Source organism: Corynebacterium sp. S7, assembly GCF_054401105.1.
In genome coordinates this window covers 249,322-274,964 of record NZ_CM136760.1, presented here as the reverse complement: position 1 = coordinate 274,964, position 25,643 = coordinate 249,322, and the positions used below count along the sequence as shown (strand labels likewise).

Here is a 25,643-nt window from a genome sequence, read left to right as displayed (position 1 = left end):
CCCTATGCTCAACGCAGTAGGCCAAGCACAACACATTCTTCTTCTTGGCGGCACCTCCGAGATCGGCCTTGGCATTGTCAAGGAATTCGTCTCCCGCGGTGGCGCACCCGCAGTCACTCTGGCAGCACGCAAGGATTCGCCGCGTATCGACGACGCCCGCGCCCAGGTCGAGCAGGCCGGTGCAAGTGTGGTCGACGTGATTGATTTCGACGCGACCGCCTTCGACACCCACGAGGCCATCATTGCCGAGGTCTTCGACAAGGGCGACGTCGATATTGCCATCGTCGCCTTTGGCTCCCTTGGCGATCAGGAAGAGCTCTGGCAGAACCAGAAGGCAGCAGTTGCCTCTGCCCAGCTCAACTACACAGCACCAGTCTCCGTCGGTGTTCTTCTTGGCCAGGCCATGAAGAATCAGGGCCACGGCACCATCATTGCCATGAGCTCCGTTGCTGGTATGAAGGTGCGCCGCTCGAACTTCGTGTACGGCTCCGCAAAGGCCGGTGTGGACGGCTTCTACACCCAGCTGGGCGAAGCTCTGCGTGGCACCGGTGTGGACGTGCTCGTGGTTCGCCCCGGCCAGGTACGCACCAAGATGACCGCTGACATTGAAAAGGAAGCTCCGCTGACAGTCGATGTCGACGAGGTTGCCCACGAAACTGTCGATGCTGTGCTGCACAAGAAGTCAAGTATCTTCGTGCACAAGGCTTTCGGAGCAGTTTCTTTCGTGCTGCAGCATATTCCTGCTCCGATTATGCGCAGGCTTAACCTCTAATTTGAAGGTGTGTGGGAGACTGTTTTGCATGACAGTTTCACCCACCGGGTCTTTGCCACGCCCACAACCCACCCCTCCGATCCCCCCTACGTACTCGTCAGCTGATCGCACTCCCGATAGTGTCTCGACTGGCCGGACCATTGCCTCGGTACTGGTCTATGGGGTGCTCGGAGGGGTGCTTGCTCTTGGTGCCTGGTTTGTCCTTCACTCCATTTCACTCCCGGCATTTAGTACCTCATATGTCACCCGCGCGTTGACAACGGCCGCCTCGCTGTTTGTTCTCATCGCTGTCGTTGCCGTAGTGATTTTGTGGTTGCGTGCCCGCAAGCGCGGCGATACCCGGGCAACGTGGCGCAAAGTTTTGTCCGAGGCTGTCTGCTACCTCGCGCCCGCGGGACTAGTTGTCACGACGTTGGGTATCCCACTGTCTGCCACGAAGCTGTACTTGAACGGCATCCAGGTTGACCAGGGTTTCCGCACCCAGTTCCTGACTCGCATGACGGATACGTTTGCGAACCAGGACATGAACTACATTGACATGCCTACCTACTACCCCATCGGGTGGTTCTGGCTCGGGGGCCGGATGGCCAACATGCTGGGAATGTCGGGCTGGGAGGTTTACCAGCCGTGGGCAATCGTGTCCATGGCTGCTGCAGCGGCATGTCTAGGTCCGATCTGGCGCAAACTGGTGGGCTCGCTGCCCCTGGCTACGGGAATCTCGCTGGTCACCATCTGCGTCGTCTTGACTCTTGCACCGGACGAACCTTATGCAGCAGTCGTCGCACTGTTCGTTCCCGCTATCATCGTGCTTTCCCAGCGCGCGCTCCACGGCTCGTGGCCGGCGACGATTGCGATCATGATCTACCTGGGAATTTCCGCCACCTTCTATACGCTCTACACCGGCGCCGTGGCGCTCGCTGTGGTGGTGCTGGCCTTCGTCGCAGCGTTTACTGCTGGCAAAGATTCGGGTAAACACTCGTGGTGGATCCCGATTCGCCAGCTCATGGTCATGGGCTTCGGTGCCATCGCCATTGCTTTGATCACATGGGGCCCCTACCTCGCGGCAGTGCTGTCTGGAGCACCACGCGACACCTCCACCGCGCAGCACTTCCTGCCGGAGGAGGGAACGACGCTGCCGATCCCATTCCTCTCCCTCTCCGTGGTCGGCCTGCTGTGCCTGATTGGTTTCGTGTACATGCTGTTCCGCTTCAATGTTCCGGAAGTGCGCGTTCTTACCATCGCCACCGGTGTTTTCTATCTCTGGGCGCTGCTCTCTATGCTGGCCACGGTGCTCGGGACAACGCTTCTGGGATTCCGCATTGAAACTTTGATTGTGTTGACCATGTCCACCACGGGTGTCTTAGCGCTTGCGGAATTGCGCCACCGCGGTCCTGAGTACTTCTACCCGGGCCGCTTCGGTGATCAAACCAATCGCCGCATTACGGTCGCATTTATCGTCCTCTTGGCGCTCGGCGGGCTGGTCTACGTGCAGCAAATTCCTGCCGAGAACGAAGCCCACATCGATCAGGCGTACCAAGACACCGACGGCAACGGTGAGCGCGCCGACCGCTTCGCGCCAGACTCTGCGCGCTACTACGCCCAGATCGACCAGATCATTCGCGAGCAGGGGTATGTGCCGAACGACACAGTCGTACTTACCGACGAGATCAACTTCATGGCTTTCCACCCCTACCACGGCTTTAACGCCTTCACGAGCCACTATGCCAACCCGCTTGGTGAATTCACGGCCCGCAACGAGACAATCTCGAATTGGGCGAAAGCTTCCTACGCCAATAACGGTGACCCTGAAGCATTCAAGAAAGAGCTGGCAGCGGCTCCGTGGCGCAGCCCCGACGTGTTCATTTTCCGTGGCACCGTAAGTAATTCCAGCACCACAACTTCCTCTGCTGCTTCCACTGCTTCTTCCTCTGAAGGTTGGAAGACCCACATTGCCGAAGATATCTACCCGAGCGAACCGAATGTACGCTATGAGGGATTGTTCTTTAATCCAGAAGTGTTCGACAGCGCCGACTGGGACGCCACTCAGGTTGGTCCTTTTGTTGTAGTTACCCGGATTAAATAAATAGAAGTCAGGATCGAGAATTGAACTCAAAGCACGAAAACCCAGGTGAAACGTTGACGCAACCAGGTCAACAGTCCACCCAGCCTGTTGCTCAGAAAGCTCCCGGGTGGCTCAAAAATCTTGCGATAGTCTCAGGGCTCATTGCCTTCATTCTGTTCGTCTCAACCCCGTTTCTTCCGGTTAACCAGACGCAATCGTCGTTTAGCTGGCCGCAGAACGGCTCGCTGAACTCGGTCAACGCACCGCTGATCTCCATGGCTCCGGAGTCTCTGGAAGTCAGCGTGCCGGTCACTGCGATTGATTCGCTGCGCGAGGGCCAAAGCACGGTAATTGGTACGCTTCCTTCCGATTCCACCGAAGCCTATGACCGTGGCCTGTTCGTGTCTGCTCCGGCCGGCGGGGGCTTGAGTATCAGCTCGCTCAATAAGGTTGTTTTCGAGCTCACTCCGGACGAGCTCAATGCTCTTCCAGATAATGCCGTCCTCGATCTTTCCGTCACGCAAGACGGCATCCATGTGGTCATTCCAGGCACGAAGTACGACGAGACCACCAGCGAAGACCTGCGCCCGCAGCTCACCGGCATTTACACCGAGGTCAATGGCGACGCGAACGCCCTGACCGATGCTGGCTTGCAAGCACAGGTAGAGATCAATTCCCGCTTTACGACGACGCCGACCGCCCTCAAGCTCATCTTCATGGTCAGTGGCATCGTGGCAGCCTTGGTTGCCCTCTGGTCTCTGTGGCGCATGGACCAGCTCGATGGGCGCAAGTTCGCGGTGTTCAACAAGAACTGGCGCACCTTCAAACCACTCGACGGCATTGTTCTTTTCGTGCTGGGCTTTTGGCACGTCTTCGGTGGCAACACCTCCGACGACGGCTTCATTCTCACCATGGCCCGGGCTTCCGAGAATTCTGGTTACATGGCGAACTACTACCGCTGGTACGGCGTACCTGAATCGCCTTTCGGTTCCCCGTTCTATGATCTGCTCGCCGCCTTCGCTCAGGTGTCCACGGCATCAATTTGGATGCGCCTCCCGACGCTTATCGCCGGCGTATTGATCTGGTGGTTCCTATCGCGCGAGATCCTTCCACGTTTCGGTGAAGCAGTCGCTGGACGACGAGTGGCCTACTGGACAGCAGCCTTCATGTTCCTGGCGTTCTGGCTGCCGTACAACAACGGCACCCGTCCTGAGCCAATGGTGGCACTTGGCACTATCGTCACCTGGGCACTGTTCGAGCGTGCCATTGCGACGAATCGTCTCTTCCCAGCAGCTCTGGGCACTATTACCGCAGCGTTTACCCTGACCGTCGGCCCGACCGGCCTGATGGCAGTGGGCGTCTTCTTGGTGTCCCTCCCAGCACTGTTCCGCATCATGAAGTCACGTCTTTCGATTGCTCCGTGGATTGCCTATATTGCGCCTTTCCTCGGCGCCGGTACCGCGGTTCTCGTTCCCGTGTTCGCCGATCAAACGTTGATGGCCGTGGTGGAATCCACCTCGGTGCGCTCCGCCGTCGGCCCGGCGCTGCCGTGGTACTCCGAGTGGGTGCGCTACTCCACGCTGTTCCAGCAGTCTGTGGACGGTTCGATGTCGCGTCGCTTTGCCATGTTCACCATGCTGTTCTGCCTGATTCTGATCGTGTGGGCCGTCACCCGCCAAGGCAAGATACCTGGCATCTCCAAGGCCCCAACCCAACGTTTGTTGCTCATCGTCGCCTTGTCGATGTTCTTCCTCATGTTCACCCCAACCAAGTGGACCCACCACTTTGGTATCTATGCAGGTATCGCGGGGGCCATCGCCGCCGTGGGAGCCGTTGTGCTTTCTCAAATTGCACTGAAGTCGGTGCGGGCCCGAACCCTCTCCATCGCCGCGGTGCTCTTCCTGATGGCAATTACCCTCGCTGGTTGGAACGCCTGGTGGTACGCGTCCTCCTTTGCTATTCCTTGGTGGGATCGACCTGTGCAGTTCAAGGCGATCGAGGCAAACTCTGTCATGCTCATCATCGCGCTGATCGTGCTGGGAATTGGCATTTGGCAAACGTTTAGATACTCCTACCAGCGAGGAAAAGCTGAGCAAGAGGGTCGCCTCGCCGAGTTCGAGGCAAGCCAGAATGTTGCCACCGGCAAGTTCGCTGGGCTGATGTCCGCACCAATTGCAATTGCGTGTGTGCTCATGGTGGCCTTCTCGTCGCTGTCGTTCGCAAAGTCCTTCATTGACCAGGCACCGGCCTACTCCGTTGGCATGGGCAACGTCCGCTCCTTCGGTGGAGATAGCTCTGGCATGGCCAAGGACGTGATGATGGAAACCAACACGAACGATTCCTTCCTCACCCCGATCAACGGAACTCCGCTCGGGCGCTCTCTTGAGTCCGGTGACAACCGTGGCTTTACGCCTGACGGTGTTCCTGGATTCATTGAACCCCAGAACATGTCTTCGGCTTCTGTTGGTGCGATCGGTGATAACACGCAGACCACTTCCGGCAACGCGAACACCGAGTCGCGCACAACTGCTAATGACACTACGACCAACGCCGAAGTTCCGGCAACAACCAATAACCCTGAGAACACCACTCAGGAAACGATTTCTCAGCAATCCACTTCTCAGGGTGGAACCCAGGGCAACCGTTCCGAGGAGAACAAAGGTGTCAACGGTTCTACAGTGAATCTGCCGTTCAACCTGGATTACACTCGAGTGCCGGTGCTGGGTTCTTGGGAATCGAAGCCTCGTAACGCCGCCGAACTGGAGACGGAGTGGTACGAACTTCCCGCAGATAGCGAATCCGCACCGCTGATCGTTGTGTCCGCTGCGGGCAAGATTAAACACGATGACATCAACGGCGTTGAGCAAGACGGCCAGGAAGTGCTCCTCGAATACGGCACCCTTTCCGAAAATGGCAGCGTCGAAGCTCTGGGCACTGTTCAGATGATGGATACCGGCCCAACGCCTTCGTGGCGTAACCTGCGCTACCCCATCAAGGACCTGCCTGCTGAGGCCAACGTGGTGCGCATCGTTGCTTCCGATAAGTCTCTGGCAGAAGATGACTGGATCGCAGTGACCCCACCTCGCGTGCCTGAGCTGCAATCAATGAATGACTACATCCCGGCCAACGCACCTAGCCTGCTGGACTGGTCGATTTCCCTGCAATTCCCTGACCAGCGCCCATTCGACCACTACGCAGGTGTGACGGAAATTCCTGAGTTCCGCATCTCCCCAGATGCACCAGGTAAGGCCTCCCTTTCCGGGTTCATGGACTTCCTCGGTGGCGGTTCCCTGGGTACAGCGGAGGCCGTGAACTACTCCTACGAAATCCCGGCATACCTACGAGACGATTGGCAGCGCGACTGGGGCTCCGTATACAAATACGAACAACGTACGGACTCAACCGGGCAGAAACCTGATCTCGCCCAGATTGATTACGAGGAAATCACGCGCTCCGGCTTGTGGTACCCATCCAAGATGAAGATCCGCGACATCGAGTAGCAGCTACTTGGGCGTGACCCTTATTCAAGGGTCACGCCCTTTTTTGCGCTATTCGTCGATTAGCTTTTGATTCAGTTAAGCCCGAAGCGCTTCAACGTGGGCAGAGTTGCCATTATTGATGTCGGGGTTTTGGGGAACATGTTGGGGATTTATAAAAAATTACCTGCAGGTGCGGACCCCCACAGGCAATTTTCATTCATTCTTCTCCGTGGATTTCTCCTCGGATCCCAACAACCTAGTCAATATCTTTCCAATTTGTAACATTCTTTTCCCAGATATAGCTGTAATTTTGAGCTATTTCCCTTGCTGTTTTTGGTTTCGTACCTGTTAACTTTTCCACAGCATCGCTTTTAACATCCATAAGTCCTTCTGCAATACTTGCTTCATTAGTCACCATGTCGTTTCCACACCAAGGAACTGGTGAATTGGAGAAGTCAGCATCAGTGTCTCTTGGTATTCCCATGGAATCCAAGTATTCAAAGAATTCTTCATGACCTACCGGGCAATATTCAATCTGCCGTCCCGATAATTCACTGATTAAATCTACGATGTCACGTTGCGAGATGGATTCGATACCACACACATTATATGCAGTATTATGCTCCCCTTTTCCAAGCAAAAGAGCTGCTCCTACTCTGGCACTGTCATCTTTAGGAATGAAAGTTGCTCTACCTTCTCCCGCAGTTGTATACCACTTGTTATCCGACATAAGAGCCAACATGACTGAGGTAGTTAAGTAGTTCTCCATATAAAGATTGTTTCGCATGAAGTTGTACGCGACCCCTGTTTCAGCAGCACGCTCCCGAATATACTTTTCGGTTGCTGTGTGATCTGGGGTTACATATACATGTGCATAAGCCGGATCACTTGCTCCTAAAAAGGATGTATAAGTAATGTGCTTTACACCTGCTGCGATTGCGGCATCGACTACATTTTTATGCTGTTGTACTCGACGTTCACCAATCAGCACACCTGAGACGATGAAGATTCTGTCTCCGCCTTCAAATGCTTTAGTCATTTCTTCAACGTCATCATAATTTCCTTGACGCACTGAAATACCAAGGTTTTCCCACTCTTCTTTCTTCTCGGCATTCATCCATTCAAGGTTTGGACATGTAAAAACCAAATTTTGCGGTTCAACCGATTTCAATACATCTTCCGCAACTCGTCCGCCTAGTTTTCCATCTGTCCCTGTTACGATGTAGCGCATAATTATCTCCTATAACAACGTATGATTTGCCTTCTTAAACTGAGAATACCCGTTACTCAGCGGAAGAATCATCCGTTCTATAGAAATATCCACGGCATTTTTTCATTCGAGGCATGCGGAATCATGACTATCTTTAAAGTGAAAAGGTATAGGTCGCCATAATGCTTTAAAGGGAGTTAATTCCCACTCAAAATGCACCGTTGACTACTCGCAGCTAGAAGCACAGAATCGAGATCAGCTGTGCCGATGCGGTAGACGGTGTGGTCAAAGGCCAGGTCTCGCACCACGGCAAACCCGATATCGCCCGCGCCCCGCATCAGCTAATAAAAACAAACGGTACTAAGCCCCTGGGATCCCCGCGGCCCGGTTCGCGGCCGCAATACCGTTCGTCCGGCTGCCGGGGTTGTTTGCTGCTGGCACGCGCGCAGCCCCATTGGCCGCCTTCAATCCACTCGTCTCAGTTTTGGGTTTCTTGCTGCGCTTGCTCGTGGCCCAAGAAAGCACCCGTGCACTAAGTCGCGGTGCGCGAGTTTGGGCTATGGCTGCAATTCGGGGTGCAAAATTCATGAAACTGCCTCCAATGCGTGGTTGACAATACTGGTAATTTCTTTGCGCGTGGCATCAGCATCCGCTTTGACTAGGGCGATGCGCGTGCGTCGCTCGAGGACATCGTCCACGCTCAACGCGCCTTCCGCGGTCACGGCAAACTCGATTTCCGCGCGCGTGAGATCGCTGCCTTCCACCAGATCAAGGGGTCGCTCCACGGTGGCACTCCGCACAACTTCAGGTGCTTCTTTGCCAAAACGCTGCACCAAAGAATCTGGAAGATGGTGCAGGTCTCGGCGGGAAACATGCGCATAATCGCGGTGTCCCGGCGCGCCGATCAGCGGGAACTTATGCGTCACACAGGCACTGGCATTGAGCTTGCGCAAGCGCACTGCCTCATCCACAGTCTCCTCGGCCATCAATCGATACTCGGTGAACTTTCCGCCGACGGTAGAGATCACCCCGGTGTCCGATTCGATGATGTGATGCCTGCGCGAAAGATCGGCGGTGACGGCATCCTCGCCGGTATCAAGTAAGGGGCGCAGCCCTGTAAACGCGCCGATCACGTCATCCTGGGTAAGTTTTTTCACCAATGCGCGGTTGATGTGCTCGAGAAGAAAGTCGATATCTTCCTGCGGAGTCGCGGGCACCTCAGGAATTTCTGGCCCGTTGTCCTCGTCGGTCAGCCCCAGGTAGACGCGCCCGTGTGGCGCAGGCAGCAGAAAGAGATAGCGCGAAATCGACCCAGGCAGCGGCACCGTCAGCGCTCCTTCTGGATTACCAAGCGTGGCAGCGTCAAGGACAACGTGCGTACCCCGAGCGGGGCGAATGCTCAGCGCATCGTCGATGGTTCCCGCCCAGACTCCGGTGGCATTGATCACGGCTTTTGCCTGCAGGGTAAATTCTGTGCCCGCGATCCGGTCGCGTACCTGCACACTTGTTCCGGTGGCGGAGAGCACCTCACATCGGGTGAGAATCCGCGCGCCCTCAGAGGCCGCCGTGCGCGCCACCGCGGTGACAAAGCGCGCGTCGTCGATCATCTGCCCATCAAAGTTCACCCATGCGCCACGGAGCTTGTCGCGAGAAACCGCCGGACACAGCAGGCTCGCCTCATCGGGGCCAACATAGCGCGACCGCGGCAAAGTCTGAGCTGAGGTTCCGGCCAGGATGCGCAGGATGTCTCCGGCGAGGAAGCCCACCCGCATCGCGGCCTTTTGGAACAAGTTCGTGTCCGCGCCCAGTGCCGTGACCTGCGGGAGTGCCCGCACGAGGTGGGGTGCGGTGCGTTCCATGATGATGCCGCGCTCGCGGGCAGAATCTCTCGCGATGCCGAATTCCAGCTTGGTCAGGTAGCGCAACCCGCCGTGGACAAGCTTGGAGGAAAACCGTGATGTTCCAAACGCAAGATCATGCTTTTCGACGAGCACCGTGTTCAGGCCCCGCGTCGCAGCATCAAGTGCAACACCAACACCGGTGATGCCACCGCCGATGACAATCACATCTACTCCCTCGGAAGCGGTGGTGAGTCGTTTTAGGTCGGCTGCTCGTCGTGAAGCATTAATGCGTGGTTGTTCTTTCATGCTGACAAATATCCTTTCAGCATCGTGGTCAGTTCTGCTTTCCATGTGGAGTCGCTGCTGAGTTCGGGGACGACCGCTTCGCGGCTCAGCGCTGCTGCTTGGGTGATCATGAGGATCATCACGGCCATGTCGTGGTGGTTTCTTCCCTCTAGTTCTGGGGCGGTGCCCGACTGCGCGAGTGTGTCCAGCATGGAGGTGAGGAAGTGGATGATGATTTTTTGGCTCGAGCCGAGGCGCTCGAATTGGTAGGTGACGAAGACCTCGGGGTCGTTGCGGATCAGGGCAACGAGCAGTTCGTTGTCGCGGGCACGGGCGGTGACGTTGACGACTTGGCTGACGAACTCGGCGGTGTCACCGGCGAAGGTTTCGGGCTGAACCTCGCTGAGCAGTGTGACAATCTCGTTGGTCATCACCTCGGTTGCGAGCTTGTCCACCGAGGAGAAATGGTTGTACGCGGTTTGGCGTGAGACCCCAGCCCGCCGGGCAATGCCGGACATGGTAGCCCGGGACACCCCAGTTTCGATGAAGGTTTCGCGGGCCGCTTGGATGAGCGCTTGCCTTGTGGGAGTGGATGGGTTGGTCATGGCTTCGGCACCAAGTAGTGGCCCGCACCAGCTGCGATGCGCAGCGAGACCGGGGAAGAAAAACTGCGGTCCCCATCGACATAGGTGTGCACACCAGGCATGTTGAGGGAGAGCGCGGGCTCGCGGAAACGCTTGATCGCGTCACCGAGGCCTGAGAAATCGCCCGCCATGAACTTGCGCGCCTGGGGTAAGAACCTGCGACGTGGAATATCGGTGAGCAGCGTGATGTCGAAGAGCCCGTCGTGGTGATCGGCGTCGGGCACAATGGTCATCCCGCCACCATAGGACTTGGTATTGCCAATCACGCACAAGATGGCAGGCCCTTCGAAAAGTACCTGGCCGTCTGGGGTTGTCAGTTGCGTGGGTCGCGCATGGAACCTGGGAAACTCAATGCCTGAGGCCAGTAGGTAGCGCAGCTTGCCCCGGGGCCACTTAATGGTATTGGCCCGCTCGGTGACCTGGGAGTCGAATCCTGCCATCGCCACGGTGCCGAAGTAGCGCTCCTTGTCGCCGTGGCGGATCACGCCTAGATCGGTATGCGTGGAATAGCCGCCGACGATCGTGTTCACTGCGCCGCGCACATCCAGGGGAATGCGATACTCGCGCGCGTGATCATTGCCGGTACCAGCAGGAATGATTCCCAGTGGCTTGTCGCTTCCGGCTTGTTCTTGTAAGGCTAAGTGAATCAGTCCGTCGCCGCCGCAGACGACAAGGGCATCGAGTAAATCGTCGCTAAGCGCATGTCGTGCAAGCTCGCGCGATGCCTGCGCGCTGGCTCCTGCGAGCGCAACCACGTCGATGCCGCGGCGATAAAATTCCCGGCGCGCCTCCACGGCTCGTTCCGCCGCGATGCCGCGCCCGGCGGCGGGGTTCGTGAGCACTGCAACGCGGCGAATCGGCTGGTGGCTTAAGATGTTGCTCGTCATGAGATGAGCTTTCCGGGATTCAGGATTCCCGCGGGATCCAGCTGTGCCTTGATGGCCCTGAGCAAAGCTTCGCCCGGTGCGCCGATCTCGTCGGCGAGGTAAGGGCGGTGATCGGTGCCCACGGCATGGTGATGAGAAATCGTGCCACCGGCTGCAATGATCGCCTCGCAGGCCTTTTCCTTAACCGGCCACCACTGTTGCTCCGGTTCGCCGCGCTGGCCACCAATAATTGTGAAATAAATCGAAGCGCCAGTGGCATACACGTGGGAAATATGACACATGACCAGCGGAATTGTTCCGGAATCGGCAAGCGCCGAGGTCACGGCGTCGGTCACCGCACGCTTCAGGTTCATCAAATTTGACCAGTCGGTGGCCGTTTCCAGCGTCTCGCAGATCGCGCCATTGTCCAACAGCCCGTCGCGCAGCACAGGGGCCCCGAAGCGCCCCTGTTCCCAGTGACGCACCGGGTTCTCGCCCGCGGACACACCCCCGAGTTCGCGCAGCAGCGCACTAGTTTCCGCATGCCGCGAGGTCGTGTGCGCCTCAGTGCCCTCAAACATCGTGAGTAGGAGGCAGCCTTGACCTGCGGTTTCGCCAATCGCGCTTGTCGACGAAAGATTCATCGCCGACTCAATCTCATCCGACAAGCGCAGCACCGTGGCCCCCGTCCCGGTTTGGGTAACCACTCGCATCGCTTCGGCGCCGGCGCGGAAATCGGGAAAGCGGAAGGCCTCGTAGCGCTTCGATTCTGGAATCGGATGCACCCGCACACGCACCGAGGTGATGATTCCGAGAGTGCCCTCGGAGCCCATGAACAGGTGGCGCAGATCGGGGCCCGCGGCGGATTGTGGCGCGTTCCAGCCCGCTTCGATTGTGCCTGTTGGGGTGACTACGGTTAGTGAGCGCACCATTTCATCGAAGCGCCCATAGCCTGCGGAATTCTGCCCCGAGGACCGCGTCGCCGCGTAACCGCCAATGGTGGCGTAAGGAAAGGACTGCGGGAAATGGCCCAGCTGCAATCCATGCTCAGCCAGCAACATTTCGGCGTGCGGGCCGGTCAACCCGGCGCCCAGGGTGGCCTCGCCCGAGATGTCATCCACATCCGAGAGCTGAGTGAAGCGCGCCATATCCACGCTAAGCACGGCACGCAGTCCCCCATCTTTCGGTGCCACTCCGCCAACAACCGAGGTGCCGCCGCCGAAGGTGACCACGGCAATCCGCTCGCCCGCACAAAACCGCAGCAGCTGCTCGAGCTCGCCGTTCGTGGCGGGCGCGACCACCGCGTCGGGGGCATCAATCACCCGAGTCGCGCGCATATCCAGCAGATCAGGATACGACTTGCCCCGCGCCCGGCGCAGCCGCTGCTCATGCTCGGTAGAGACAAATTCCTGCCCCACGATTGTGGCCAGCTGCGCTAGGTCCGCCTTACTCAGGCGCACCGGTGTGAGCTCGATGTCCCGCGGATCAATACGTCCCACCTGCGCGGATGTCGCGCCGAGTGCCTTGTCCAGCATCCGCAAAATCGAGGGCGAGAGTGGCTTCGCTTCCTCGCGCGTGCCCCACAGCTGCGGCTCCATAGGAGGCAGCGGCACGGAAACTCCTTGTCCTGTGACCATGGGCACAGTGTACATGTTGACACTTTCTGCACAAGTGTCAATTTCGCTTATCGACGATTTTCTCGCCTCCACCCAAGGGCCGCACGGAATTAAATTCATAGACTAAGTGGTCTGTACTGTGATTTTTATTCTCCCCTCTTCCGAAGATGGACTTTTATATTTTCAGCACATAGTGTGTGTGAAGTTCATAAGACCGTTCGGTCTATAAAAAGTATTCAGGCATGTCCAGGAGAGTCGATGCAGCCGTCCTTTTCCCGTCGTACTTTGCTGCGCGCCACTGGTGTCGCAGGGGCCGGAGTGGCACTGGGTACGCTTGCGGCGTGCGGCAGCGCGTCGTCGCAAAGCAAAGCCTCCTCTGCAGACGCCGTCACCATCGGCTTCGTGCCCATTGGCTGCGCGGCTCCGCTACTCGTTGCCGATTCCTTGGATCTGTTTCATAAGCACGGGGTGAACGTGAGCCTGCGGAAGTTTTCCGGCTGGGCCGATTTGTGGACGGCGTATGCCACCGGCGAGCTCGACGTAGCGCACATGCTCTCGCCGATGCCGATCGCGCTCGATGCTGCGGCGACCAACGCTGCGCGCCCAACCGAACTCTCCTTTACCCAAAACACCAACGGTCAGGCGCTCACTTTGGCGGCGAAGCACCACGGACACGTGCATTCACCTGTGGATATGCGTGGCATGGTCCTGGGTATCCCCTTCGAGTACTCGGTGCATGCGCTGCTTTTGCGCGACTACTTGGTAGCCGGCGGGCTCGACCCAGTTGCCGACGTGGAACTTCGGTTGCTCAGGCCCGCCGACATGGTGGCGCAATTATCTGTGGGCACCATCGACGGATTTATCGGCCCGGAGCCGTTCAATCAGCGTGCACTGGCAAGCGGGGCGGGCAGGATTTTCATGCTCACTCGCGAGATGTGGGATCACCACCCGTGCTGCTCGGTGGTGATGTCCAAGCAGTTCCGTGTGACTCACCCGGAGATGGCAGATGCGATCGTCGCAACGCTGCACGAAGCCGCAACTTTTGTCGACGACCCTGCCCACGTCCACGAGACCGCGCCCATGCTGGCCTCGGAAAAGTACCTCAACCAGCAGGAACCACTGATTGCGGCGGGGCTGAGCGGCACCTATGTGAACTGGGCGGGCGAGCAGAGCACCGACCCGAACTACCTGAGCTACGGTGACCCCACCTCCTCGACGGCACTGACGTGGATGGCTGCGCAGCTCGCGCGATGGGATTTGGGTGGCTCGCGCCTAACTTTCGACGACACCGCCATCCGCGACGCCGCCTTTGCGGTTTTGCCCCGCGATGCCGTGACCGACGACGCGCCGGTGACCATCAATGGCCGCACTTTCGACCCGACCCGCCCGACTGCTGGATATCGCTAGGAAACGTACATGACAAAGAAGTCCTCTCCCCCTGTGTGGCATGCCGTTGTCACTGGTCTCGCGCTGTTTGTGGCCTTCCTCGCGCTCTGGCAGATTGCCGTGTCCGCTGGCTGGCTCTCTGACATCGCGCCTACCCCGGCGCGCACTTGGCAGCGTGGCGTGGAAATCCTTTCCGACCCCTTCTATCGCAACGGGCCCGCCTCTGTAGGTATCTTCTGGCACCTCCTAGCCAGCCTTCGCAGAGTGCTCATTGGCTTCGCCATCGCCATGATTATTGCCATTCCACTGGGCTTCTTGCTGGGAACTTCCACCACGCTGCGTCGCGCGCTAGACCCGGCGATCCAAATTTTGCGGCCGGTTTCTCCCCTGGCGTGGCTGCCTCTGGGTCTTGCCCTGCTTCAAGACGCCGAGAACACCGCCGTTTTCGTCATCGTGCTTTCCGCACTGTGGCCGACGCTGATTAACACCATCTCGGCCGTCCACGACATTCACCCGCGTTATCTCAATCTTGCGGCTACCCTCGGTTCGAGTCGCTGGCTCACCCTGCGCCACGTGCTTCTCCCCGCGGCGCTGCCCGGGATTGTCACCGGTATGCGCCTCTCGCTGTCCACCTCCTGGCTGGTCATCGTGGCCGCCGAGATGCTCGTCGGCGGGCAAGGCATCGGCTTCTTCGTCTGGAACATGTGGAACCGCCTGGACATCGACGCCATCGTTGTGGCAATCCTGCTCATCGGCATCACCGGCCTGATCCTCGACCACCTTGTCGCTTCTATCCAGAAGGTAGTCCGCCATGACTAACACCATGACTAGCACTATTTCAGTAGATAACATCACCAAGTCCTACGGCGAGACCCGCGTCATCGGCCCCACCTCACTCGATGTTGCCGAGGGCGAATTCGTCAGCCTGCTCGGCCCATCTGGCTCCGGTAAGTCCACGATCTTAAACATGATCGCCGGCCTCGCGTTTCCCTCCACCGGCACGGTGTCCGCGTTCGGCAAGGAAATCACAGGCCCCGGCCCCGAGCGCGGCCTCGTCTTCCAGGACCACGCCCTGCTGCCCTGGAAAACCGCCCGTGGCAACATCGATTTCGGTCTACTCTCCGCCCACCCAGAGCTCAGCGCCGCCGAGCGCGCCAAGCGCACCGACGACGTACTGGGCCGCGTCGGCCTCTCGCACGCAGCCGACCGTCGCCCCGCGCGGCTGTCCGGCGGCATGCAGCAGCGAGTGGGTCTCGCTAGAGCTTTCGCCATCGATTCCAAGATTTTGCTTCTCGACGAGCCCTTCGGCGCCCTCGACGCTTTGACCCGCCGCGAGCTGCAGAACCTCCTGCTGGAGATCTGGGAAACCAACCGGCGCACGGTGGTCATGGTCACCCACGACGTGGAGGAAGCAATCCTGCTCTCCGACCGCATCCTGGTCATGTCACCCGGCCCAGATGCCACCATCATTGAGGATCTCAAGGTGGATATTCGCCGGCCACGCCACGGTGCCGCGGAATCGGATACCGGCGAGATGCGCCGCCACCTGCTGGGTCTGCTCGAGCACAGGTAGCTTGCATGGGGCTGCCTCTCGCCCCGCTGCGGAATCGACCATGCGGAAAAATAGGCCAGTTAGGCCTGTTCTAACGGACATAAAACCAGCGTGGTCGATTCCAAACTAGCAATTAAAGCTTGATCGGCGCCGTCGACGGCGAAACCGCCACCGGCAAAGCCGTCTCACCCATCAAATCCTTGTCCACTGCGGCAGCAGCCGCCCGGCCTTCGGCAATTGCCCATACAATCAGCGACTGACCACGGCCGTTATCGCCAGCAACATAGACCTGTGGCTTGAAGTTTGGCACGAGTGGGCGCACGGTAGCGCGGTACTCGTTGTCGCGAACCATCCTGCCACGAGCGTCGAACTCCATGCCCAGCTCGTGAGCAAGGCCGCCACGCTCCGGGCCGGTGAAGCCCAGCGCGATGAGTACTAGGTCGGCCTCGAACTCGAAGTCGGTGTCCTCCATCGGGGTGCGCTTACCGTCGATGACCTCGACTTCGTTGCCTCGGATCGTCTCCACTTTGCCATCAGAACCGTCGAAGCTGACGGTGTTCACGGAGTAGATGCGCTTGCCCAAAGCCTCGCCCGCGCCACGGGTGGCCAGGCCAAGTGCTGCAATCTCATCTGCCGACTCATCGCCAGTTACCACGTACTCGCCTTCCTCGTGAGCAGTGGCCACGCGGTAGGTCAGCGGGTACATCGGCCACGGAGTCGAGGCAGCGCGGTGCTGCGGAGCACGAGCACGGATATCGAACTGGGTCACATTCGCAGCACCTTGGCGCAACGCAGTACCGAAACAGTCAGTACCGGTGTCGCCACCGCCAATGACCACGACTTTCTTGCCCTTGGCGCTAATCGCCGAGACTTCCATGTCGCCCTCGTTCACGCGGTTCTGCGCGGTGAGGTATTCCATTGCTGGATAGATGCCCTCGAGGTCACGGCCGTCTACAGCCAGCTCGCGGGCCACAGCGGTGCCGGTGCACAGCACCACGGAATCGAAACCTGCCAGGTCACGCGCGGTTGGCGAAACACCGGTGCGAAACTCAGTACCCTCCAGCTCCATCTGGCGGATGCGGCGGTCAATATAGCGCGCTTCCATCTTGTATTCCGGCACGCCATAGCGCATCAGACCACCAATGCGGTCATCGCGCTCAAACACGGTCACGCGGTGCCCGGCGCGGGTCAGCTGCTGAGCAGCGGCCATACCTGCAGGCCCGGAACCAACCACGGCAACTGCCATGCCGGTCTGCATGGTGGGGCGGATCGGTTCGACCCAGCCCTCGTCGAAAGCTCGCTCGACAATGTCCAACTCGACGTTCTTAATGGTCACGGCGTCGTCGTTAATGCCTAGCACGCACGCGCCCTCGCACGGCGCCGGGCACAGACGACCTGTGAAATCCGGGAAGTTATTGGTCGCGTGCAGGCGGTCGTAGGCTTCCTGCCAGCGCTCTTGGCGCACGAGGTCGTTCCACTCCGGGATGATGTTGCCCAGCGGGCAGCCCTCGTGGCAGAACGCAACGCCGCAGTCCATGCAGCGCGTGGCCTGTTCTTGGATCTGGCCGTCGGGAGCCTTTTCGTACACCTCGCGCCAGTCCATCAGTCGCAGCGGAACGGGGCGGTGTGCCGGTTCCTTGCGCTCGTAGTTCATGAATCCATGTGGGTCGGCCATTAGTTCACTGCCTCCATGATTGCTTTTCCAACGTTTTCGCCCCGTGCTTGGGCTTTTGCGGTGATGTTCAAAACCTTGCGGAAATCGCGAGGCATGACCTTGACCAGGGTGGTCACGTCCACCTCAATCTGTGAGCCGGTCAGCTCCTTGTGCTTGGCCACGGCCTCTTCTAGGAACCTGATGTCCTTTGCATCCAGCTCCTCGAAGTCCACGAGGCCATGGTTCACGCGTGCAGAAAGGTTCTCCTGCGGTGCCAAGTAGGCCACGCCACCGGACATGCCGGCACCGAAGTTCTCGCCGACCGGACCAAGCACAACTACGCGCCCGCCGGTCATGTACTCGCAACCGTGGTTACCAATACCCTCCACAACGGCAGTAATGCCCGAGTTGCGCACGCAGAAGCGCTCGCCCACCTCACCGGCGATGTACATATCACCGCTGGTCGCACCAAAGCCGATCACGTTTCCGGCGATGATGTCCGGCTCGTCGAAGTTCGCCTGCGCAGGCGCATCCGGGTGCGGACGCACAATAATCCGACCACCCGACAAGCCCTTGCCCATAAAGTCGTTCGCATCACCAACCAGATCCAGCGTCATGCCCGCAGGCACAAACGCACCGAAAGAGTTACCCGCCGAACCGGTGAAGGTCACTTTCACCGAATCCTCCGGCAGCCCATCGCGCCCAGCAGCGCGAGTGAGCTGCGAGCCCGTCATGGTCCCGGTCGTGCGGTCCACGTTGCGGATAGGATATTTCAGGCGGATCGACGGTGCGTCCGAAGAGCTCATCCACGCAGGGGCGCTTAACGACGACGCTGCCGCCGCAGCATCAATAGTCAGCTGAGAATCCTTGATAATGCGCTGGTCAAGGGTGCCTTCCAAACCAGGATCTTGCTCACGAGTCTGGCGTGGGTTCTGATTCCGGAAGAACTCAGATTCAGGCTGCTCGAAAATCGGCGAGAGATCCAGCATCTCGGAGCGGCCCGGCGTGTTCTCCTTCTGCTTCAGCACGCGTGCCTGGCCCACGGCCTCCTCGATGGAACGGAAACCAAGCTCAGCCAAGATCTCACGAACTTCCTGCGCAATGAAGGTAAAGAAGTTCACCACGTGCTCGGCCCGGCCCGTGAACTTCTTACGCAGGTCAGGATTCTGAGTAGCAATACCCACTGGGCAAGTATCCAAGTGGCACACGCGCATCATGATGCAGCCTTCCACCACCAGCGGTGCGGTGGCGAAACCAAATTCCTCGGCGCCAAGCAGTGCCGCAATAACCACGTCGCGACCAGTTTTCAGCTGGCCATCAACCTGAACGCGAATCCGGTCGCGCAGGCCGTTGAGCAGCAGCGTCTGCTGGGTTTCTGCCAAGCCCAACTCCCACGGACCACCGGCGTGCTTGAGCGAAGTCAGTGGCGACGCGCCGGTACCGCCGTCATGGCCGGAGACCAAAACAACATCGGCGTGAGCCTTCGAAACACCAGCAGCAACGGTGCCCACACCAGCCTGAGCAACCAGCTTCACGTGGATGCGCGCATCCGGGTTGGCGTTCTTCAAATCGAAGATGAGCTGTTTCAAGTCCTCGATGGAGTAAATATCGTGGTGCGGTGGCGGGGAAATCAAACCCACGCCAGGGGTAGTAATTCGCACCTCGGCGATCCAGGGGTAGACCTTGTTCGGCGGCAGCTGGCCGCCTTCACCTGGCTTTGCACCCTGAGCCATCTTGATCTGGATGTCGGTGCAGTTATTCAGGTAGTGGCTGGTCACACCGAAGCGACCGGAGGCGACCTGCTTAATGCTGCTGCGACGCCAATCGCCATTAGGTTCCATCTCGAAGCGCGCTGGGTCCTCGCCACCCTCGCCGGAGTTACTCATTGCGTGCAGGCGGTTCATGGCAATAGCCAGGGTCTCGTGCGCCTCGGCCGAAATCGAGCCATAGGACATTGCGCCGGTAGAGAAACGCTTGACAATATCGGCTACCGGCTCAACTTCATCCACCGAGATGGCTGGGCGTGGCGAATCAAAGTCCATCATGCCGCGCAGGGTGGCCAGTCGCTCGGACTGGTTATTCACCACTGTGGTGTACTCCTTGAAAATTGCGTACTGGCCCGTCTTGGTGGCGTGCTGCAGCTTGGCAATCGTCTCTGGGTTAAACAGATGGTACTCGCCTTCGCGGCGCCACTTGTACTCACCGCCGAGTTCGAGCTCGCGGTGGGCGTTTTCCTCAGGGCGTGGCAAAAATGCTGCGCGGTGGCGCTTTTCTACATCTTCTGCCACGGCATCCAAGCCCATTCCGCCGATCGGTGCGGGCATCCCGCCGAAGTACTCGTCGAGAAGCGACTGCGATAAACCGGTAACATCCGCGAGCTGCGAGCCGCGATAGGACGCGACGGTGGCGATGCCCATCTTCGACATCACCTTGAGCACGCCGGTGGTGGCTGCCTTGACGTAGTTGGTGCAGGCCTCGTCGAGCTCAAGCTCGCCGAGCTGGCCGAGCATGCGCAGCTCGTCGATGGATTCGAAAGCCATGTATGGGTTGATGGCGTCCGCGCCGAAAGCGATGAGCATGGCCAGGTGGTGGACTTCGCGGGAGTCACCGGACTCGATGACAAGCGATGCGCGGGTGCGCGTGCGCTCAGCAACCATGTGCTGGTGCACCGCAGAGGTGAGCAGCAGGGAGGGAATTGGGGCGAAGCGCTCGTCGGAATCGCGATCCGAGAGCACGATGAGGCTCACGCCGTCGTTGATGGCCTCGGAGACCTCGCGCTTGACTCGCTCGATAGCCTCGCGCATGCCGTTGCCGTTGTGAGCGACGGAGTAGAGCCCGGAGATAATGCGGGACTTGAAGGGCTCGCCTGCTTCAAGCAAGGTGACGAAGGCATGGTTGTCGATGATTGGCGAATCCAACCGGATCCGCCGAGCCGCCTCAGCTGTGGGATTAAGCACGTCGGACTGCGCACCCAACAGCGTGTACATGCTGGTCACGTTCTTTTCGCGGATGGAATCCAGCGGCGGGTTGGTCACCTGGGCAAAGCGCTGCGCGAAGTAGTCGAAGAGCATCCGCGGACGATTCGACAGCGCAGCAATTGGGGTATCCGAGCCCATGGAGCCGATTGCCTCTGCGCCGGTCAGCGCCATCGGGCGAATGATCAAATCCACGTCTTCTTCAGTGATGCCAAAGACACGCTGGCGCAAAACCGCGCGGTTGTGTGGCATGTACTCGTAGTAGACCTGATCCAACTGGCTCAGCGGGGTGAAGTTCTCCTCAATCCACTGACCATAAGGCTCCTTGGAAGCCAAAGTCTGCTTGATCTCGGCATCGGGGACAATGCGCCCGGCCTTGGTATCAATCAGGAACATGTGACCGGGGCGCACGCGGGTGCGCTTGACAATCTTCTCCGCCGGGATATCCAGTACGCCAGCCTCAGAGGACATAACGACGAGGCCATCGTCGGTAATCCAGATGCGGCCTGGGCGCAAGCCATTGCGGTCCAGGGTGGCACCCACATACCTACCGTCGGTGAAGGCCACAGCGGCTGGGCCGTCCCATGGCTCCATCAGGCAGGAGTGGTATTCGTAAAAGTCTTGCAGTTCCTGATCTAACTCGGTGGAGTGCTCCCAGGCCTGCGGAATCATCATGCTGACCGCGTGGGGCAGCGAGTAGCCGCCAAGGTGGAGCAGTTCCAGTGCCTCGTCGAAACGCGCTGTGTCCGATCCCTCAGGGGTGCAGATCGGAAGGACACGGTCAAGCGGACCGAGCTGCTCGGAATTGATCAAGGCCTCGCGGGCACGCATCCAGTTTTCGTTGCCGGTGACGGTGTTGATTTCACCGTTGTGCGCAACGAAACGGTAAGGGTGCGCAAGCGGCCACGATGGGAAGGTGTTCGTGGAAAAGCGCGAGTGCACCAGCGCGATCGCCGACTCCATGCGTGGATCGGAGAGATCTGCGTAGAACTCGGAGAGCTGGCTGGTGGTCAGCATGCCCTTGTACACAATGGTGCGTGCAGATAGAGATGGGAAATACACCGTCTGATCGCCGAGTTCGCGCTCGGCGCGCTTGCGAATGAAAAACATTACGCGGTCGAGCTCAATGCCCTTTTTACCCGGCACGGACAAGAAAGGTTGCGCGAAAGTCGGCATGGCTGCAAGTGCCATCTTGCCCAGACTTTCGGGGTTGACCTGCACCTCGCGCCACCCCAGCACCTTGGCGCCCTCTTCGCCGGCGATGTCCTCGATTGCGCGGCGCGCGTCGAGCTCGGCCATACGAGTCTGCGGGAGGAAGGCAATGCCCGTGGCGTATTCGCCTGCTGCAGGCAGGTCGAAGGAGGTGACTTCCTGGTAGAACGCATCGGGGATTTGGAGCAGGATACCGGTGCCGTCTCCAGTGTTTTCTTCCGCTCCGGCGGCGCCACGGTGATCGATGTTATCCAGGACCGTCAGCGCATTATCAATGATCTGACGGCTTGGTCGTCCCTTAATGTCAGCAACAAAACCCACGCCACACGCATCGTGTTCGTAGGCGGGGTTGTAGAGCCCTGTTTGACGCATTGTGGTCCACCTTTACTGATCGCCTGTCTATCGCTCTATAGAAAACAATATAACGTCACTACCACGCAAGACATACCATTTGTCCGATAGAAAAAGGGCCGGTCACACGGTTTTTGTGTGTTGCACATCACTTAATTCTGGGGTGGAATTACCCCCAGTATTTCCTTCAATATCGGCAATGGACCGGAGTGGTTCGCGCGTAAACACGTAGGTGCGATCATTCTTTGCTGCGCGCCATGCCTTCAGCCACACGAAGATCCACACCGCGTACATCACCACGCCAACAATGACGTTCTTCACCACGAAAAGTGTGAAATCATCCAGCGAATAGTTCCAGGCAAAGTGGCAAGCGAAGGCGTAGACGAAGTAGATTGCCACCACGCGAACCCTCCACCCCAACGTGTGATCCGCGCTATAAAGCGCCAGCCCGATGGCCCAGCCCACCGCACCGGTCCAGGCGATGTGCAAGAAGGGCAGGAACACCATGCGGATGCCCCACCCCTGCAACATGCCAACCATGTCGCTTGAAGGGTGGTACATGCCAAGTATCGAGCCATACATCGCGTTTTCCAGTGCTTCGAAGCCCAGGCCGATGATCATGCCCACCAGGAATCCATGCCACGGACGGTTGAAGCGCCTAAACGACATCAAGATAAACAGCACCCCGATCGCCTTTGCGGCCTCTTCCGGCCAAGCCCCGCCGAAGGACATCAACGCGTCTTCCCAACGCAGGACTAGAGATAAGTCAATGGCCGAATAACCCACGGCTCCTGCGACGGAGTAACTGACTCCCGCGCCCCAGAAAAGTGCGCAGAGTACCCACCAGATACCCGTGGTGTCCCATTTCGGCCAGAGCGGAGTTTTCCGCAGAATCGCCAGACAGATCAGGATGTAGGCCGCAGCAATGAGATAACTCACGATAGTAGGAATCGGAGAGGAGACCCCCTGAAAAATCAAGGTCACAATAGTCAGTGGCACGGACACTGCCAGAAGCACGATCATGGTGGTTCTAAATAGCCGCGACATGGTTCTCCTTCGCGCTTGCAAATTCGTGATTCCGTGGCGCATTCATTTCCGGCACTGACGGAACTGACGGAACAGACGGCGCCGATGGGTCCGATGGCACTGACGGATCCGTCGGCGCATTCCACTGCTCGAACATCGGATGATTTCGGAGCTCATCTTGCATCGGCGTGCCCGTTAGACCCTCCCATAAGTCTGCTCCCAGAGAAGCTAGCTCGGTGAGATTAGTGCCTTCTACCATCGCGAAGAGGACCTCGTTCTCTTTTCCACCACTCGACCCACCACCGCGGACGGCCATCGCCATGGTCGGGCTGCCCAGGCTTCCTTGGTTAGGCATGAAGAAATACATCAGGTTGTCGCCGGATTCCACAACCACTCCCGCCGAGCCATCAAGATCAAGGGAGTTCGCGCGCACCTGCCTGCGCAATGTCTTTTCTGGGTCGTCAGTCCACATCGTCGACGAGCCAAGCACATAGGTATCGCTAGAATCACCGCACCACCACGCTTGGCCCGCCATACCGTACGGGTCCCAATAGCAATCGAGGGTGGGAAACTCAACCGCCCAATCGCTTCGCTCGCTCGAAATGACAACACGCTCGCGATCCATCTGCACGGGTGGAGCGAGCATTGTCACTATCTGCGGAATGGCAAGAAAAAGCACGGTCACTAGGACTGAAACTGTAAAAAGGCTGCCAGTTTTTCTGGGACCGAACCGATAGTGGGGCATAGGGTCAGCCTAATCGTTAGAGTAGAACCATGAACGACCTTTATCAGTTTGTCAATGGCCCCTGGCTCAAAAACCACGTGATCCCAGACGATCGCGGCGTCGACGGCACATTTCATGCGCTTCGCGACGAGGCCGAGGCCCACGTCCACGATCTTGTCACTGAGGGCGCCGGGCGCGCTACCGATTTATTCAAATCCTTTATGGACACGGAATCCATCAATGCCACCGGTGTTGCCCCACTGGAAGCAGACTTCGAATTACTTTCCGTGGCCAACATTGAAGAGTTTGCCACAAACTTGGGTCGCTTGGAGCGTATCGGCATCGGTGCGCCTATTACTTATTACATCGAGAAGGATTCTCAGGGCGAGGATTCTGTGCCTTACCTGGTTCAATCGGGTCTTGGCCTGCCGGACGAGGCTTACTACCGCTCCGAGAACCACAAGGAAACTCTCACGGCCTACCGGTCTCATATTGCAGCAATGCTCGAGTTCATCGACCCAGTCCACCTCTTTGGGCTCCCCACTGAGGCGGCGGCAACACGCATCGTCAATCTGGAAACAGAGTTGGCGGCAGGACACTGGAATGTCGTGCGCACCCGCGATGCTGTAGCAACCTATAACCCGGTTGACCTCGGAGATCTTCCTGAAATTATTCAAACTCTCCTGCGCGGCTCTGGTGTCAAGGATGGCCGCGTGATCAACATGATGCCAACCTTTACCGAGCATCTCTCGCGCATGCTGCGCCCTGAGTACTTGGCGGACTGGCAGTTGTGGGCCACCTGGCACATCCTGCGTTCCCGCGCGGGCACCCTGGCCGAAAATATCGGCGAGAAAAACTTCGAGTTCTACGGCACTCAGCTCTCTGGTGCGACGCAGCAGCGCGATCGTTGGAAGCGTGGGGTCGGCCTTGCAGAGTCCATCGTCGGCGAAGATATTGGCCAGGCCTACGTAAAGGAGTACTTCTCCCCCGAGGCCAAGGACGACATGCTTGAGCTGGTTGACTACCTCGTGCGCGCCTACCGCGAGCGGATTGGCAAGCTCGAGTGGATGACCGAAGAAACTCGCACCAAGGCCCTAGAAAAGCTGAGCCAGTTCAAGGCGAAGATCGGCTATCCGGACACTTGGCGCAGCTTCGAGGGCTTGGACTTCTCGGTTTCCGGTAGTGACCTCGTCGAAAATGTGCGCAAGGGCGCCGAATTTGAACACGAGTACCAGCTCGGCAAGGTGGGCAAGCCCGCGGATCGCGACGAGTGGGTTACCACCCCGCAAACCGTCAACGCGTTTTATAACCCGGTGGTCAACGACATCACGTTCCCAGCCGCCATCTTGCAGCCACCGTTTTATTCCACCGAGGTCGACGCTGCGGAGAACTTCGGCGCCATCGGTGCGGTCATCGGCCACGAAATTGGGCATGGTTTCGACGATCAGGGTTCGCGCTACGACGGTCAGGGCAACCTGAACTCGTGGTGGACTGACGAAGACCGCGATGCCTTCGACGAACTGACATCGAAGTTGGTTGACCAGTTCGATGGCCTGATTCCTTCCGCGCTCAAGGGCAAGGAAGGCGTTGAGGGTGTCAACGGCGAGTTCACACTGGGCGAGAATATTGGTGATCTTGGTGGTCTTGGCATCGCTGTGATCGCCTACAAGATGTATCTGGCAGACAAGGGCCTAGAAGACGGGCCTACTCAGAAGTTCGAGATCGAGGGCGCCAGCCCTGAGCTTTACGAGAACGAGTACGGCGGCATGCAGCGCCTCTTCCTGTCGTGGGCACGCATCTGGCGCACAGCAATTCGCCCCGAGATGGCGCAGCAGTACTTGGCCATTGACCCGCACTCGCCTGCCGAGTTCCGCTGCAACGTCATCTCATCAAATATCTCCGAATTCTACGTTGCCTTCCCTGAGGTCGACGAGAATTCGGAGATGTGGATCACCCCAGAAGATCGCGTAACCATCTGGTAGCGGGAC

16 protein-coding genes are annotated in these 25,643 nt (G+C 58.6%); 7 read left to right on the top strand and 9 right to left on the bottom strand.

The genetic code is table 11. The features are described from left to right. The first annotated feature begins 4 nt into the window (after window positions 1–4). The 3 genes from ACXZ66_RS01350 to ACXZ66_RS01340 are packed head-to-tail and all read left to right on the top strand — an operon-like array spanning window position 5 to window position 6,334. Window positions 5–772 (top strand): decaprenylphospho-beta-D-erythro-pentofuranosid-2-ulose 2-reductase, encoded by a 768-nt coding sequence (locus ACXZ66_RS01350; RefSeq protein WP_458749954.1) that lies wholly within the window; start codon window positions 5–7, stop codon window positions 770–772. Between the two features lie 28 nt (window positions 773–800). After that, on the top strand, window positions 801–2,855 hold the full coding sequence (locus tag ACXZ66_RS01345) for a galactan 5-O-arabinofuranosyltransferase (RefSeq protein WP_458749953.1): 2,055 nt from the start codon (window positions 801–803) through the stop codon (window positions 2,853–2,855). Window positions 2,856–2,875: 20 nt separating this feature from the next. Next, window positions 2,876–6,334 (top strand): arabinosyltransferase domain-containing protein, encoded by a 3,459-nt coding sequence (locus ACXZ66_RS01340; protein WP_458749952.1) that lies wholly within the window; start codon window positions 2,876–2,878, stop codon window positions 6,332–6,334. 235 nt (window positions 6,335–6,569) lie between these two features. Here the strand turns inward: ACXZ66_RS01340 and ACXZ66_RS01335 are convergent, their stop codons facing one another. The 5 genes from ACXZ66_RS01335 to ACXZ66_RS01315 all read right to left on the bottom strand — a co-directional run bounded on the left by ACXZ66_RS01335 (window position 6,570) and on the right by ACXZ66_RS01315 (window position 12,796). After that, complete coding sequence (locus ACXZ66_RS01335; RefSeq protein WP_458749951.1) at window positions 6,570–7,544, bottom strand: NmrA family NAD(P)-binding protein; 975 nt, start codon at window positions 7,542–7,544, stop codon at window positions 6,570–6,572. A gap of 563 nt (window positions 7,545–8,107) precedes the next feature. After that, a complete protein-coding gene (locus ACXZ66_RS01330) occupies window positions 8,108–9,670 on the bottom strand; it encodes a glycerol-3-phosphate dehydrogenase/oxidase (RefSeq protein WP_458749950.1) in 1,563 nt (520 codons plus the stop codon). Then, entirely contained in the window at window positions 9,667–10,254 is a 588-nt protein-coding gene (locus ACXZ66_RS01325) for a TetR/AcrR family transcriptional regulator (RefSeq protein WP_458749949.1), read from the bottom strand. The genes ACXZ66_RS01330 and ACXZ66_RS01325 overlap by 4 nt, the downstream gene beginning before the upstream one ends. After that, window positions 10,251–11,180, bottom strand: coding sequence for a diacylglycerol kinase family protein (locus ACXZ66_RS01320; RefSeq protein ID WP_458749948.1), 930 nt, complete (start codon window positions 11,178–11,180; stop codon window positions 10,251–10,253). Before ACXZ66_RS01320 ends, ACXZ66_RS01325 begins: the two co-directional genes overlap by 4 nt. Further along, entirely contained in the window at window positions 11,177–12,796 is a 1,620-nt protein-coding gene (locus ACXZ66_RS01315; RefSeq protein WP_458749947.1) for an FAD-binding oxidoreductase, read from the bottom strand. Before ACXZ66_RS01315 ends, ACXZ66_RS01320 begins: the two co-directional genes overlap by 4 nt. 237 nt (window positions 12,797–13,033) lie before the next feature. Between ACXZ66_RS01315 and ACXZ66_RS01310 the strand changes: the two genes are divergently transcribed. Genes ACXZ66_RS01310 through ACXZ66_RS01300 form a run of 3 tightly spaced genes read left to right on the top strand, consistent with a single transcriptional unit; the run spans window position 13,034 to window position 15,734 of the window. After that, a complete protein-coding gene (locus ACXZ66_RS01310; RefSeq protein ID WP_458749946.1) occupies window positions 13,034–14,182 on the top strand; it encodes an ABC transporter substrate-binding protein in 1,149 nt (382 codons plus the stop codon). A gap of 9 nt (window positions 14,183–14,191) precedes the next feature. Continuing rightward, on the top strand, window positions 14,192–14,980 hold the full coding sequence (locus tag ACXZ66_RS01305) for an ABC transporter permease (protein WP_458749945.1): 789 nt from the start codon (window positions 14,192–14,194) through the stop codon (window positions 14,978–14,980). A gap of 4 nt (window positions 14,981–14,984) precedes the next feature. Further along, window positions 14,985–15,734, top strand: a complete 750-nt coding sequence (locus ACXZ66_RS01300; RefSeq protein ID WP_458751425.1) for an ABC transporter ATP-binding protein — start codon at window positions 14,985–14,987, stop codon at window positions 15,732–15,734. Window positions 15,735–15,846: 112 nt separating this feature from the next. On the opposite strand, the gene ACXZ66_RS01295 is transcribed toward ACXZ66_RS01300, so the two are convergent. The 4 genes from ACXZ66_RS01295 to ACXZ66_RS01280 form a co-directional block, all read right to left on the bottom strand. Next, a complete protein-coding gene (locus ACXZ66_RS01295; protein ID WP_458749944.1) occupies window positions 15,847–17,388 on the bottom strand; it encodes a glutamate synthase subunit beta in 1,542 nt (513 codons plus the stop codon). Then, complete coding sequence (gene gltB / locus ACXZ66_RS01290; RefSeq protein ID WP_458749943.1) at window positions 17,388–21,926, bottom strand: glutamate synthase large subunit; 4,539 nt, start codon at window positions 21,924–21,926, stop codon at window positions 17,388–17,390. The genes ACXZ66_RS01295 and gltB overlap by 1 nt, the downstream gene beginning before the upstream one ends. A gap of 102 nt (window positions 21,927–22,028) precedes the next feature. Then, window positions 22,029–22,952 (bottom strand): PrsW family intramembrane metalloprotease, encoded by a 924-nt coding sequence (locus tag ACXZ66_RS01285; protein ID WP_458749942.1) that lies wholly within the window; start codon window positions 22,950–22,952, stop codon window positions 22,029–22,031. Then, entirely contained in the window at window positions 22,936–23,616 is a 681-nt protein-coding gene (locus tag ACXZ66_RS01280; RefSeq protein WP_458749941.1) for a hypothetical protein, read from the bottom strand. The genes ACXZ66_RS01285 and ACXZ66_RS01280 overlap by 17 nt, the downstream gene beginning before the upstream one ends. Before the next feature lie 89 nt (window positions 23,617–23,705). Here ACXZ66_RS01280 and ACXZ66_RS01275 point away from each other — a divergent pair, with 89 nt between their 5' ends. Next, on the top strand, window positions 23,706–25,637 hold the full coding sequence (locus tag ACXZ66_RS01275; protein ID WP_458749939.1) for a M13 family metallopeptidase: 1,932 nt from the start codon (window positions 23,706–23,708) through the stop codon (window positions 25,635–25,637). The last annotated feature ends 6 nt before the right edge of the window (window positions 25,638–25,643 follow it).